Origin of the sequence: Pelomicrobium sp. G1, from assembly GCF_051905455.1 — a bacterium.
Lineage (GTDB): Bacteria > Pseudomonadota > Gammaproteobacteria > Burkholderiales > UBA6910 > Pelomicrobium.
The window spans coordinates 1-12979 of the sequence record NZ_JBQACR010000026.1 but is presented as its reverse complement, the minus strand read 5'-3'; the positions used below and the strand labels follow the sequence as shown (position 1 = coordinate 12979).

The window sequence follows — 12979 nt, the reverse complement described above, 5'->3', positions numbered from 1 at the left end:
CCACGAACGGCTCTCTCCGCCAGCGCGTGTTGTGCGGAAGAATGTGGGGCAGAAAAACGAATTTTTAGAGGTTCCCTGAAGACGATGACCCGGCCTTCCCGCTGGGCTTTTTTTTTGGCTCTTCAGGAAATCGTGTGGGTCAGGGAGGTCTTGCCTAAATCCGGCCCCCGGGCGAGTATTGCGGAGCTATGCGCGATACCGAACTCTACCAAACGCTTCTGGGTCTGACGGCACCTTGGGAGGTGACGGCAGTGGCTATCACCCCCCTCCGGCGGGTCACCCCCTCGGGGAGATCGCCGTGACCGTGCAGTGGCGACCGGATACGGCTTTCATCTGCCCCAGCTGTGGGGCTGTGGCCCCGGGCTATGATGCCCGCCCCCGGCGCTGGCGGCATTTGAATACGATGCAATGGAAAACATTCATCACGGCGGAGGTCTCCCGCGTGAATTGTCCGCAGTGCGGCGTCAAGCAGGTGCGCGTCACCTGGGCCGAGGACGCCTCCCGCTTCACCGAGCTCTTTGAGGCCTTCGCCATCCAGGTGCTCAAAGCCGTGTGGAGCAAGGTCCAGGCCCAGGGGCTCACGGCGCTGTCCTGGGACCAGGTCGACCGGATCATGGAGCGCTCGGTCACCCGGGGGCTCAGCCGTCGCTCCCTGGAGGGTCTTGCCTTTTACGGTCTCGATGAGAACAGCTCGGTAAAGGCCACGACTATGTCTCGGTGCTGCACGATATCACCGGGCGGCGGGTGCTCGACGTCGCGCCCGAACGCACCCGGGAGGCAGCCGATGCTCTCTGGGCCACGATCCCGCAGGTCCAGCGTGATGGTGTCCAGGCGGTCGCGATGGACATGTGGGACAATTACATGCAGGCCACGGGGGAGGCCGTGCCTCAAGCTGCCATCGTGCATGACAAGTTCTACTGCGCCAAGGAGCTCAACCAGACGGTCGACCTCGTACGCCGGCAGGAGCATCGCCACCTCAAAGCTCAGGGCGAGGAGACCCTCACCCGAACGAAGTACTTGTGGCTCAAGAACCCAGGAACTGGACGGATCGCCAGCATGAGAGTTTTCAATCCCTCAGAATCGACACTCTGAAGGTAGGCCGCGCCTGGTCGATCAAGGAGGCGTTTGCCGAGTTCTGGAACTACCGTTATGCCGGTCCCGCCCAGAAGTTCTTCGACCGCTGGTACTTCTGGGCTACCCATTCACACCCGCCCCCCCATCGTGAATGCAGCCAAAACCTTGAAGCGCCACCTGCCGGGACTCCTGGCCTACACGGAGCACCGCATCACCAACGCCGTTGCCGAAGGCACTAATGGCAAAATCCAGCTGATCAAAGCCAATGCCCGGGGCTACCGCAACCTCGTCCAGTACCGCATCAGTATTCTCTTTCACTGCGGGGGCCTGGATCTCTATCCGGACGGCTGTGCACCATGATCTTTTCGGGGCCCACCCACACGAAAGCCGCAAGAGCCTTTTTTTGAGCCGAGGCCAAGTGCGCTTCTTCCAGAGCGCGACGGCTTGCTCGTTGCGCTCGATGGCGCGCCTCTCGGGCTTCTGGCTGGAAAAGCCCATCGCCCCCAGAAGGCGCCAGACCTTGGACCTCGCTGTATCGGAGACGGAAGCGCTTCTCGATCAGCAGGCGCACCCGCTTGAGTGTCCATAGATCGGTGCCGTACCCGCAAGCTACAGGCCCGGCCAGCAGCGCCTCGCGCAGCTCTTCGACCTGCTCGGCGGACATCCGGGAGGGACGGCTGCCTTTGCTCATCTCGCGCAGCCCATCGATGCCTTTCTCCTGCAATACGCCCAGCCAGCGATACACGCTCTGCCGCGGCGTCCCGACTATGGCCGCCACTTCCGCCGGCTTCTTGCCCTTCATCAGCAACCGGCCCGCGCGCACACGCCGTTTTGCCGCCTCGTCCATCTTGACCGCCATGCTTTCTCCTTGATGCAATCGCAACATCGATATAACGCATCAGGGAGAAAAAGGTTGTCATGAGGTTACGTAATTCTCAATAGATACTGCCTGCCAGTTTGCTGAACCACGGTTTTGAAGGTTCATCACCCATTAGCGATTTCCTATCGCCCATAGGGACAGGGTGGGGACAAAGGCCACAACGGCCGAGATGATGATCATCCCTATCACGAAGGGCACCGCGCGGCGGGCGATAGCCAGAATGGGCTGGCCGGTGAGCCCCGACATCACGAAAAGGTTGAGCCCCATGGGCGGCGTGATGAACCCCAGGCCCAGAGAGGTGATCATGAACACGCAGAAATGGATGTCGTTCATGCCGATGGCCTTGGCTACGGGGTGCAGCAGGGGCGCCAGGATCACGATGTTGGGCGTGGCTTCCATGAACATGCCGGCGACGATGAAGATCGCGAGCATCACGACCCGCAGGGCCGCGGGATCGTCGGTGATGGAGGTGAGCGTCTGGACGAAGGTTTGCGGGACGTCTAGCACGGTGAGGGCCTGGGCGAAGAGCATCGCCACCGCTATGATGGGCAGGATCACGCCGTTTACCCGGGCAGAGGTCTCCAACATGGCCGGAAAATCGCGCAGCGTGATGGTGCGCTGGACCAGACCGACCGCCAGCGCCACCGCCACGGCCACTGCCGCGGACTCGGTCGGCGTAAAGATGCCGCTGTAGATCCCGCCAAGAATGATGACTGGTACGACCAGCGCCCACTTGGCCTCGTTGAGAGTGCGCAACCAGCGACGCCAGGAGAAGGGATGGCGGGAGTTCTCATAGCCCTCTAGGCGATTGACAACAGCGTTGGTGACGATGACTCCGAGCAGCACCAGCACGCCGGGGATGGCCGCGGCGACGAACAGGGTGGCCGAGGAGATCCCCAGCACCAGCCCAATGATAATGTAGGCGATGGAAGGCGGGATCAGGATGCCGGTGCAGGCGCCCGCCGCCACCAGGGCGCAGGCGTAAGGCTTTGGGTAGCCCCGCTCCACCAGCCGGTCCATGGTGATGCGGCCGATGGCCGCCGCGTCCGCCGCATCCGAGCCGGAAATGCAGGCAAAGAGGCCGCAACCCAGGACGGTGGAGGTGCCGAAGCCCGAGCGGAACGATCCGGTGCTGGCCTCGGCGAAGTCCAGCAGCTTATACGCCAGGCCCGAGCGCACCATCACGTCTCCGGTCAGCACGAACAGCGGGATAGCGATCAAGGCGAAGGAGTCTACCCCCTCGAACAGGGCTTCTCCCAGGAGCGATAGAGGCAGCGCCCCGGTCGCCTGGAGCAGCGCTACGGTGCCCAGCCCCAGGGCTATCCAGAACGGTACCGCCAGGGCGAGGAGCAGCAAGACCAGCAGCAGGGAGAGCGTTACTGCCACGGGCGGCCCTTAGTCGAAGAGGAGCTTGCCGCCGCGGGCTTCCTGGCCGGCGCGCAGGTCGCGGATGTCCCGCGCCGCCGACTGAACCAGCCGCACCATCATCAGCGTGAAGCCTACGGGGATGGCCGCCTCGAACCAGGCCTTGCTGATGCGCAGCGCATACGACCGGGCGTCGAACTGGATCAGCGTGCCGATGGTGTGCAGCGACCAGTAGAGGGCGAAGCAGGCGAAGACGAAGGTGGCGATCTCGCCGAACAGGTAGATGTAGCCGTGCAGCCGCTTCGGCACCGCGTGAAGCAGCACGTCGAAGCGGATGTGGGCCCGCTCCTTGACGGCGTAGGAGGCCCCCACCCAGCCCAGGTAGATGAAGGCGTAGCGGGCCACCTCTTCGCCCCAAAGGGAGGAATAGCTCAAGACGAAGCGGCGGAAGACTTCCGTGACGATGACGAACACGATGGTGCAGTAGAACACCAGCATGAGGTAACGCTCGGCGTTGCGGTCGAGCCTGCGGAGGAATTCGCGCATACCTCGCTCCAGGAGGGTGCAGGGAGGCGGGCGGGAGTAGATGCCGCCCGCCCGCGGGCTTGTCAGGCCGGGTGGTCGTCGACCTTGATCTTACCCTGGGTGTTGGCGGCGGTTTTGAGCTTCTCGAATACGTCGATAGAACCGGCGAGTTCCTTCTTGAACTCGTTCCACTCGGGCCGCTGCTCGCCGCAAGCCTGCACCCACTGATTCATCTCCGAGGCCGAGGGCCTATAGAACTTTACACCCGCCTTGCCCATGGCCTCCATGGCGTTCTTGCGGCTCACGGGGATCTGGGCGAAAGAGGCCGCCTGGGTCTGCTCGCAAGCTTCGTCGAACTTGACCTGCAAGTCCTTGGGCAGGGTGTTGAACCATTGCAGGTTGCAGGCGAACATCTGGGCGTCCGGCACGGAGTCGACCATGGTGATAGCTTCCAGGATGTCGATGAAGCCGAAGGTATAAAGGGCTCCGATGGACGGATCGAGGCCGTCAGCCACGCCCTGCTTGAGCGCCGTGGGCGTCTCGCCCCAGGGGACGATGGTAGGATTCGCGCCGGCAAGCTGGTAGAACCTGGCGAGCAGCTTGGAAGGGGGGATGCGCATCTTCATGCCGCGCATGTCCTCCGGGGTCTTCACGACCTTGCCGAAACCGCGCCGCACGGCCACCGTGCGCGGATCCACCGTGTAATAGAACATGGTCCGGTAGTTTTTGGCGGCGACGCGAGGGTTCACCTCGTCGGCCCACGCCTTGGAAGTCACCAGGTTGGCGAACTTCTGGTTCTCACCGCACCAGAAGGGGATGTTGACCAAGTCCACAACCGGGGCGAAGGGAGAGAAGTTGGAGAGAGAAATCGCGCCACCGTGGACCGTGCCGCCCTGGATTTTCTGTCCCAGGGCAGCGCCGATCCCAAGCTGTCCGGCGGGGTATAGCTTCACATATACCGCGCCGCCGGTGGCCTTTTCCACGTTCTCCTTAAACGTTTCCTGCATGATGGGATAGGTCTCGTAGGCTCCGAGCTTGTACTCGGTGGCGAACGTCATGGTAAACCTAGCCGCCTTCTGTTTAGCCGCTTCGTCCTGGGCGGCGAGGGCTACCTCGGGCTCCGACCACAGATAACCACCAGTGGCGGCCAGCACCGCGGTGGTGAAGCCATACCGGACGGCCACGTCCAGGAAGCGGCGCCGCTCGTGGGATTGCAGCGCTTCGGATGGTTGCTTTCGCGACATGGTACTCCTCCTCTTTCGGTTTACGTCGAATTTCACGCTACGGCGCTTCGGACGCCCTGTCCTCGAGGCAGAACAGGCCCGTCACGAAACACAACATACCGGTCAGCACCAGCAGAAACTCCCCCACGTCGCCGATGCGAGGAAGCGCCCAGCCGAGCCGGGTGGCCGCGAGCCCAGCGAGGACGTTGAGCGCGTAGGCGAGCAGGAAGCCTGCGGAGAACCAGAAGAAAACCCGGCCGCCGTTACGCGCTGCGCTCGCCATGGCTCGTGGCGTCGTTTCCGCCATTTTTCCGCGTTCAGTGGGGAGACAGCACGATCTTGGCGGCGGCCGCCCGTCCTTGGTCCAGCTCGGCGAATGCTCGCGGGCCGTCCTGGAGAGGCCGCACCTCGACCCAATCCAGATCCCCGAATACGCCGCGATGCAAGGCGTCTACGGCCGCGCGCAGGTCCGCCGTGGAGTAGGTATATGTGCCGATCAGGCTGACCTCGGACAGGGTGAGCTTGCGCATGTCAATCTCGCTCGCCCAGTCCTGGAGCCCGATATGCATCACCACTCCCCCGGGCGTTACCGCCTTGAGGGCGGCCTCCCGGGTGGCCTTACCCCCTACTGCGTCGACTACCAGCGTCGCCGAGTTCTCCGTAATGCTGGTTGCGAGGGGATCGAAAACTTGAGCCGCGCCGGTCTTTCCGGCCGAGGCGCGGCGGAGGCGATTGGTCTCGGCGAGTCGAATATCGCGGCAACCGTAGGCGCGTAGCAGGAGGGCGCAGAGGAGCCCGATGGCGCCGCCGCCGATCACCAGCACGTCCGCTTCGGGCAGCGGCCGGGCGAGGGCTCGCATAGCCATGCCCACCGCGTGCAATGCTGTGGCGGCGGGCTCGGTGAGCGCCGCCCGCTTGGGATCCATGTCCTGCGGAATGGAGATCAGGCACGAAGCGGGGATTGCCATGCGCTCGGCAAAGCCTCCGGGTCGGGTCATGCCGATCATGGCGCGATGGGCGCACAGGTTGTTGCGGCCTTGCACGCAGTAGTCGCAGCGGCCGCAGGTGATGAGCGGATTGACCGTGACGCGCTGTCCTTTCCCGGGTCCCTCGAGGATGGTGGCGGCCAGCTCGTGACCCAGGATGAGGGGCGGGACCCGGCGGGGATCGTGGCCGTGATAGGCGTGCATGTCGGAGCCGCAGATGCCAACGGCGTCGATCCCGAGCAGCACCTCGCCCGTCCCTACAGAGGGCTCCGGCTCGTCCCGGTAGACCACCTGGTTCGGCGCGGTGTAGACCAGAGCTTTCACGGGCAAGGCTCCTCTCGTATCGATCATCCGGCGGAAAAGCCGCCGTCCACGAAAATGATTTGTCCGGTCACATAGTCGGAAGCGGGGCTTGCCAGGAAGATGGCGGTGCCGGCCAGATCCTCCAGTCGCCCGTTTCTACCGATGAAAGTGCGCTGGGCCATGGCCCGGGCGCGCTGCGGGTCGCCGAACACGGGCGCGGTGAGCGGCGTTTCGAAAAACCCCGGCGCGATGGCGTTGGCGTTCACGCCGTGGCGGGACCAGGTCTCCGCCTGGGCGCGAGTGAGCTGGGCGATGCCGCCCTTGGAAGCCCCGTAGGGGCCGCTATTGCCGAACGCCCGCACCGACTGCAGCGAGGCGATGTTGATGATGCGGCCCCAGCCTTTCTCGATCATGGCGGGTGCGAGTTTTTGCGCCAGGAAGAAGGGCGCCTCCAGGTTGATCTTGAGGGTGACGTCCCAGTCGGCTTCGGTGATTTCCAGCATGGGCCGCCGGATATTGACGCCGGCGGCGGAAACCAGGATGTCTGGCGGACCGAAGAACGAGGCCGCCCTGGCGGCTCCGGAGTACAGCTCGGCGCGCACCGCGAGGTCGCACGGCACGCAGGCCGCGTCGCCGCCCAGCGCCTCTACACGCCCGCGGGTCTCGTCCAGCTCCGCCGCCCGACGCGCCATCAAGACCACCCGAGCGCCCGCCTGGGCCAGCGCCAGGGCAATGGCCTGGCCGATGCCGGAGCTCGCGCCGGTGACCAGGGCGACCTTGCCCTCGAGGGAGAACAACCGTCGGATCAGGGACATCAGGCTGCCGTCTTGAAGGTCTCGCCGGGAAAATATTTCCGCAGCCGGTCGTCGGCGCTGCGGGCGTGGGCCTCCATGCCCTCCAGCCGGGAGATCCGGGCGGTGACCTGGGCGATCTGGCGGGTCGCTTCCCGGGTCATGCGTTGCCAGGTGAGGGTTTTAAGGAACTTGTGAACCGATAGCCCTCCCGAGTAACGGGCCGCCCCCTTGGTGGGCAGGATGTGGTTGGGCCCCGAGGCCTTGTCGCCGAAGGCCACCGTCGTCTCTTCGCCGAGGAAAAGCGACCCATAGCAGGTGAGATGGGCGAGCCACCAGTCCAGGTCGCGGGCGTGCACCTCCAGATGCTCGGAGGCGTAGCGGTCGGAGACCTCGATCAACTCTTCCCGCGTGTCGCACAGGATCACCTCGCCATAGTCCCTCCATGCGGCGTCGGCGGCTGCACGTGCCGTGGGGGGGAGCGCCGCAATGAGCCGGGGAACCTGGCTCAAGACCTCCTCAGCGAGTGCCAGGGAGGTGGTAAAAAGCCAAGCGGGCGATTCGTGGCCGTGCTCCGCCTGACCCACCAGGTCGGACGCCACCAGAGCAGGGTCCGCGGTGTCGTCGGCGATCACCGCCACTTCCGACGGCCCGGCGAAAACGTCGATCCCCACCTTACCGAAAAGGGCGCGCTTCGCCTCCGCGACGTACTTGTTGCCGGGGCCGACGATGATGTCCGCAGGCTTGCCGGTAAAGAGCCCATAGGCCAAGGACGCGATGGCCTGGACGCCGCCGAGGGTCATGATAAGATCGGCGCCTGCTACCTTCATGGCGTAGAGCACCAGGGGGTGGATGCCCTCGCCCCGGTACGGGGTGGAGCAAGCGATCACGGTGGGGACCCCTGCGGCCTTGGCGGTAGCGATGCCCATGTAGGCGGAGGCGATGTGGGCGTAGCGCCCGGTGGGCACGTAGCAGCCTGCCACGTTAACGGGAACCAAGCGCTGGCCGGCCGTGACCCCTGGATGCAACTCGACGGCGAACTCGCGAATGGAATCCCGTTGGGCCAGGGCGAAGCGCCGCACCTGCTCGGTGGCGAATTCGATGTCGCGCTTGATCGCCGCCGGTATGTCCCGGGTGCGGCGTTCCACCTCCTCGGGGCTGACCAGGATCTCGCCGGTCCAATGGTCGAGCTTCCGGGCGTATTCGCGCACCGCTTGCTCGCCACTCCGCTCGATCTCGGCCAGCATCTCACCCACGACTTTTTGAGCGGCGCCGGTTTCCGTTTCAGGAGTCTTGGATGCCTTTTTGAGGTATTGGATAGCCATGAGGAATGGGCCTTGTATTTGTAATCGATTACAGAATATTTGGCGAAGCAGGTGGATTTGTCAAGTCAAAAATATAGAAATTTCTATACAATATAAAAAACAATGTATTATTGATAGGAGTCACTTATCGAGAAGGTAGTGGGTTGTAATCGATATCATAAAATGCTGAACAAACCTCAATGAGCTCTAGACGATGGAGCAGCCAGGCCGGTGCTTCTGCGAAGGGCGCCGAGCCGCGGCACGACGTGAAGCTCGCCGATGTGGCGCGGCTTGCCGGCGTGTCCACGGCGACCGTATCCAGGGCCCTTTCAACGCCCCATAAGGTGAGCCCAGAGATGCTGCGCCGCGTGGAGGACGCGGTGCGCCTCTCGGGTTACGTGCTCCATGGGGCGGCGCGAGCCCTGCGCTCCCGCCGCTCGCGCACGGTCGGCGCGGTGGTTCCCACCCTAGACAACGCCATCTTTGCCAACGCGACCCATGCCTTGCAGAAGACCCTGGAGGAAAACGGCTACACCTTGCTGGTGGCGTCCCACGAATTCGACCTTGAGGGGGAAGTGCGCGTCGTGCGGCCGCTCCTCGAGCGGGGCATCGACGGCCTGGTGCTGGTGGGGCTCGATCACGAGCCGGCGCTGTTCGAGCTGCTCGAATCGTTTCGCTTGCCTTACGTACTGACCTGGGCGCTGGACCCGGAAGGGCGGCACCCGTGCGTCGGATTCCGCAACCGGGAAGCGGCGGCCCGGATAGCCGCGTACCTGCTGGACATGGGTCATCGCCGTTTCGGGATGATCGCCGGTCTCACGGCCCGAAACGACCGCGCCCGGGAACGCGTGGTCGGCGTGCGTGAGACCCTCGCTTCCCGGGGCGTCGTTCTCGATCCCGAACATGTCCTGGAGCGGCCCTACACCTTCGGTGACGGCCGCCGAGCGCTTGCGGCCCTCATGCAGCTCAATCCGCCGCCTACGGCGGTGATCTGCGGCAACGACGTGCTGGCCATAGGCGCGATGACCGAGGCGCGGGCCCAGGGCATCGCCATACCACAGGAACTCTCCATTACCGGATTCGATGACCTGGAAATCTCCTCGCTGATCGAGCCGGCCTTGACCACGGTGCGGGTGCCTACCCGGGAGCTGGGCCAGCTTGCGGCCCAGCATCTGCTTGCCCGCCTAGCCGGAGAGGAGGTGGAGAGACTTCGGGAGGTATCCGTCGAGCTGATCGTGCGTGCCAGCACCGCGCCGCCGCCCTGATGGTGCTTGTGCGGTCAATAGACGGCTTCCACCGAAAATCCCCGGCGCGCGAGCAGGCTGGGGACGCCCCGCTCCCCGTAGAGGTGCAGCGCGCCGAAGGCGGCGAAGACGCTGCCCTGGGCGATGAGGGGCGCCAGGCGCTCGGCCATGCGCTCGTTGCGGTCGTACAGGAGGCGGCGCAGGAACAGCTCGTTATGGGGCCGGAGGTCTCCGTCGTCCCCCAGAGCCTGGGCGTTGAGCCGCCACAGGGCCTCCAGGTCCCGCCCCAGGTAGGCCCCCACCAGGCGGTGAATCGCTTCCTGGAGAGCGGCATAGTCGGCGATCACTTTTTTCAGCAGGACGAGCTGGGTCTCCCGGGGCATTCCGTCGAAGGCGGCGATCTGCTCGTCCACCGTTTCCAGGGCGTGGATGGACTTTCCCGCCCGCACTGCCTCGTTCACCAATACCCGGTCGAGGATGAGGCCGGTGGCTCCGGGCGGCTGCAGCAGGGTCAGCATGGCCGCCCAGGGCTTGAGGCGGGGTCGCGCTTCTCCGGGAATGCCGTATCGGGCCAGCAACCGGTCCGCCTCGGCGTAGAGGGCCTCGCCGAGGAGCGCCGGCAGCCGGGGCGCCTCCGTGACCATGGCGGAGCGGAAGGCGCGGCCCGCCGCCTCGTCGTACAGCAGTTCCGCGGCGAAGGTCTGGGCGCGGTCGAAGGCGCCCCTGACGGGCTCGGGGAGCGCCAGCACCCGATCGTCGTCCAGGTGGAGGGTGCCGAACAGGTAGCTCGGCGCCACCCCCTTCGCTTCCACCTTCCACAAGACGCCCCGAGAAAATCCGCCCCGCTCCGGCGCGGACGCCGGGGGTTCAGCCAGCGCCCGGTCGGCGGCCCAGAGCGCGACCAGGCTGGCGAAGATCAGGAAGCCCTTCCGGGGGAACGGACGTCGTACAAGCTGCATGGGCACAAGCTGCAGGGTGAGGTGGCGATGGTCAAGGATAGCAGCGAATGGGACAATGGGCACCGCCCGTCGAGCCTTCGATGGATGGTGGAGAACCATTGATCGCTGTCCTCGTGCTCCAGCATTTTTACGGCGCCCGGCGGGTGAACGGCAAACCATGGGAGATCGGAGATGCAGGTCAAACGATGGCTGATGATCGTGGCCGCGGGCTTGGCCCTGGGCGGCGGAGCGCTCCGAGCGGAGTCCGGCGCGGGCCATGACCAGGCGCTTTCCGGCGTGCTTACCCTCGACGCGGAAGCCTCCGTCGAAATTCCCAACGACGTGGCGGTCGTGACGCTGTTAGTGGAGCGCCAGGCGGAAAATCCCGCCGCGGCGGCGGGGGAAGTGGCCCAGGCCCTGGACGAGGCGGCCGGACAGGCCCGGGCGGTGCCGGACGTGCAGGTACGCACGGGCGGGGTGGGCACTTTCCCCCAGCACGATCCCAAAGGCAAGATCGTGCGCTGGCGGGCCCGGGGAGAGCTGATCCTGGAATCCAAAGACTTTCCCAAGCTCTCGGCCTTGAGCGCCCGGCTCAACCCCTTGATGCAGATCGCCCAGGTCCGTTTCCAGCTCTCTAACGAAGCGCGCCAGCGGGAAGAGACGCGGTTGATCGGCGCCGCCATCGAGGCTTTCCGGCGCAAGGCGGCGCAGGCGGCCGAAGCCTTCGGCTATCGGGGCGTCACGATCCGCGAGGTGAGCGTGTCCTCGGGGCCGAGCCGAGGCGAGCCGCCGGTGCCCTATCGGGCTCAGGCCCTGAGCGTTCCGGCGGAAGCCGCGCCCGTGCCCCTGGAGGGCGGGCGCACCGAGGTGGCCGTCACCGTCCGCGGATCGGTGCAGATGGAGCGCTGATCAAGACCATCATCGAGCCTTTCCGCATCAAGACCGTCGAGCCCATTCGCTGGACCACCCGTGCGGAGCGGGAGGCGCTGCTGCGCCGGGCGGGTTATAACCTGTTTCTCTTGCCGGCCGATGGGATCCTGATCGACCTGCTCACCGATTCCGGGACGGCGGCTATGAGCACCCGGCAATGGGCCGCCACGATGCTGGGCGACGAAAGCTACGCCGGAAGCGCCAGCTTCGAACACTTCCGGCGCTCGGTGCAGGACGTGTTCGGCTTCAAGCACGGGATCCCCCTCTACTTCGACGCCTGCTGTTTCGCCGAGAACGCCTATCTCGTCAAGCTGCGCGAGCCCGGCTGCGGGCAAAAGAGCGCCCGGGAGATCGCCCGGGAGATTTTTTCCCTCGGCGACGGCTGCACCATGTCGGCCAAGAAGGACGGGCTCGCCAACATCGGCGGCTTCCTGTGCACCAACGACGACACCCTCGCCCTCCAGGAGCGCAACCTCCTCATTCTCACCGAGGGCTTCCCGACCTACGGCGGCCTGGCGGGGCGCGATCTGGAAGCGGTGGCGGTCGGCCTGCAGGAGGCGCTGGACGAAGACTACCTGAGATACCGGATCGCCTCGGTCGCCTATCTGGGCGAGCACCTCGCCGTGGCGGGGGTGCCCATCGTGCAGCCGCCCGGCGGGCACGCCATCTATCTGGATGCCCGTGCCTTCCTCCCCCATGTTCCGCCGGCCCAGTTTCCCGGGGTGGCGCTGGCGGCCGAGCTTAAGGGGCTTTGCGGCTACGTTTTCAAGCGCGCATCGCCCTCCTGCGGCATGGAGCGGGTGCGGGTCTACAGCCCCTTTGGGACCCCCGCGGGGCAGTCCGCCGGGATCTATGCCCGCGCGTTCATGGCGGCCAATCCCCTACTGCCGTGCGAGGAGGAGGGGCGGCTTGCGGATGCGGCGCTGCGGGAGAACTTCATCGAGCGGGTCTACGTCTACCGCCGCTGGCAGGACTTGCTGCGCGGAGGGCTCACCCCGGCGCGGCTGGTGGCCTTTCACACCGAGCACAAGTTTCAGGTGCTCGCCCACAGCCAGGCCGCCTACCGGCGCCTGGGGCGGCTGGTCGCCGAAGCGGGCCGCCGGCCGATGGAGGCGCTCGCCCGCGAGTACGCGGCCGAGCTCATGGGGGCGCTCAAGCGCCGGGCGACTCGGCGCGCCCACGCCAACGTCCTGCAGCACCTGCTGGGCTATGTGAGCTAGCGGCTGGATGCCCAAGACCGGCAGGAGCTCGTCGGGCTCATCGAACGATATCGCCTAGGCATCGTACCTCTTATCGCGCCCCTCACCCTGCTCGAGCACCACTTGCGCCGACATCGGGTAAAGGGAACCTCTAAAAATTCGTTTTTCTGCCCCACATTCTTCCGCACAACACGCGCTGGCGGAGAGAGCCGTTCGT

General features: G+C 65.4%; 11 protein-coding genes and 4 pseudogenes. 6 read left to right on the top strand and 9 right to left on the bottom strand.

The window, feature by feature from the left end; all coding sequences use genetic code 11:
• Positions 1-298 precede the first annotated feature (298 nt).
• From ACTFO6_RS17070 to ACTFO6_RS17060, 3 genes and pseudogenes are all read left to right on the top strand, one after another.
• Positions 299-613, top strand: a pseudogene (locus tag ACTFO6_RS17070) (transposase family protein); the annotation flags it as partial.
• Positions 614-717: 104 nt separating this feature from the next.
• Positions 718-1313 (top strand): annotated as a pseudogene (locus ACTFO6_RS17065) (transposase).
• Positions 1222-1434 carry a transposase gene (locus ACTFO6_RS17060; RefSeq protein ID WP_439935640.1) on the top strand — a complete coding sequence of 71 codons (213 nt, stop codon included), beginning with the start codon at positions 1222-1224 and terminating at the stop codon, positions 1432-1434. Before ACTFO6_RS17065 ends, ACTFO6_RS17060 begins: the two are co-directional and overlap by 92 nt.
• 178 nt (positions 1435-1612) lie before the next feature.
• On the opposite strand, the pseudogene ACTFO6_RS17055 reads toward ACTFO6_RS17060, so the two are convergent.
• The 8 genes and pseudogenes from ACTFO6_RS17055 to hisD form a co-directional block, all read right to left on the bottom strand.
• Positions 1613-1921: pseudogene (locus ACTFO6_RS17055) on the bottom strand (helix-turn-helix domain-containing protein); the annotation flags it as partial.
• A gap of 144 nt (positions 1922-2065) precedes the next feature.
• Entirely contained in the window at positions 2066-3340 is a 1275-nt protein-coding gene (locus ACTFO6_RS17050; protein WP_439935639.1) for a TRAP transporter large permease, read from the bottom strand.
• 9 nt (positions 3341-3349) lie between these two features.
• Positions 3350-3865, bottom strand: coding sequence for a TRAP transporter small permease (locus tag ACTFO6_RS17045; protein ID WP_439935638.1), 516 nt, complete (start codon positions 3863-3865; stop codon positions 3350-3352).
• Positions 3866-3927: 62 nt separating this feature from the next.
• Positions 3928-5088 carry a TRAP transporter substrate-binding protein gene (locus ACTFO6_RS17040; RefSeq protein WP_439935637.1) on the bottom strand — a complete coding sequence of 387 codons (1161 nt, stop codon included), beginning with the start codon at positions 5086-5088 and terminating at the stop codon, positions 3928-3930.
• A 37-nt stretch (positions 5089-5125) separates the two neighbouring features.
• Complete coding sequence (locus ACTFO6_RS17035) at positions 5126-5374, bottom strand: hypothetical protein (protein WP_439935636.1); 249 nt, start codon at positions 5372-5374, stop codon at positions 5126-5128.
• A gap of 10 nt (positions 5375-5384) precedes the next feature.
• A complete protein-coding gene (locus ACTFO6_RS17030) occupies positions 5385-6377 on the bottom strand; it encodes an alcohol dehydrogenase catalytic domain-containing protein (RefSeq protein WP_439935635.1) in 993 nt (330 codons plus the stop codon).
• A gap of 23 nt (positions 6378-6400) precedes the next feature.
• On the bottom strand, positions 6401-7171 hold the full coding sequence (locus ACTFO6_RS17025; protein WP_439935634.1) for an SDR family NAD(P)-dependent oxidoreductase: 771 nt from the start codon (positions 7169-7171) through the stop codon (positions 6401-6403).
• On the bottom strand, positions 7171-8472 hold the full coding sequence (hisD, locus tag ACTFO6_RS17020; protein ID WP_439935633.1) for a histidinol dehydrogenase: 1302 nt from the start codon (positions 8470-8472) through the stop codon (positions 7171-7173). Before hisD ends, ACTFO6_RS17025 begins: the two co-directional genes overlap by 1 nt.
• A 245-nt stretch (positions 8473-8717) precedes the next feature.
• On the opposite strand from hisD, the gene ACTFO6_RS17015 reads away from it, so the two are divergent.
• The gene (locus ACTFO6_RS17015) at positions 8718-9716 is read left to right on the top strand and encodes a LacI family DNA-binding transcriptional regulator (protein WP_439935632.1); all 999 of its coding nucleotides are present in this window, start codon (positions 8718-8720) and stop codon (positions 9714-9716) included.
• A gap of 14 nt (positions 9717-9730) precedes the next feature.
• On the opposite strand, the gene ACTFO6_RS17010 is transcribed toward ACTFO6_RS17015, so the two are convergent.
• Entirely contained in the window at positions 9731-10654 is a 924-nt protein-coding gene (locus ACTFO6_RS17010; protein WP_439935631.1) for a TraB/GumN family protein, read from the bottom strand.
• Positions 10655-10825: 171 nt separating this feature from the next.
• Between ACTFO6_RS17010 and ACTFO6_RS17005 the strand changes: the two genes are divergently transcribed.
• Positions 10826-11542, top strand: coding sequence for an SIMPL domain-containing protein (locus ACTFO6_RS17005; protein WP_439935630.1), 717 nt, complete (start codon positions 10826-10828; stop codon positions 11540-11542).
• Between the two features lie 110 nt (positions 11543-11652).
• A pseudogene (locus tag ACTFO6_RS17000) lies at positions 11653-12979 on the top strand (DUF1722 domain-containing protein); the annotation flags it as partial.

Excerpts from the sequence above, each read along its gene's own strand:
- ACTFO6_RS17045 (WP_439935638.1), bottom strand. The coding sequence starts at position 3,865 with ATGCGCGAATTCCTCCGCAGGCTCGACCGCAACGCCGAGCGTTACCTC.
- ACTFO6_RS17040 (WP_439935637.1), bottom strand. The coding sequence starts at position 5,088 with ATGTCGCGAAAGCAACCATCCGAAGCGCTGCAATCCCACGAGCGGCGC.
- ACTFO6_RS17035 (WP_439935636.1), bottom strand. The coding sequence starts at position 5,374 with ATGGCGGAAACGACGCCACGAGCCATGGCGAGCGCAGCGCGTAACGGC.
- ACTFO6_RS17025 (WP_439935634.1), bottom strand. The coding sequence starts at position 7,171 with ATGTCCCTGATCCGACGGTTGTTCTCCCTCGAGGGCAAGGTCGCCCTG.
- hisD (WP_439935633.1), bottom strand. The coding sequence starts at position 8,472 with ATGGCTATCCAATACCTCAAAAAGGCATCCAAGACTCCTGAAACGGAA.
- ACTFO6_RS17010 (WP_439935631.1), bottom strand. The coding sequence starts at position 10,654 with ATGCAGCTTGTACGACGTCCGTTCCCCCGGAAGGGCTTCCTGATCTTC.
- ACTFO6_RS17005 (WP_439935630.1), top strand. The coding sequence starts at position 10,826 with ATGCAGGTCAAACGATGGCTGATGATCGTGGCCGCGGGCTTGGCCCTG.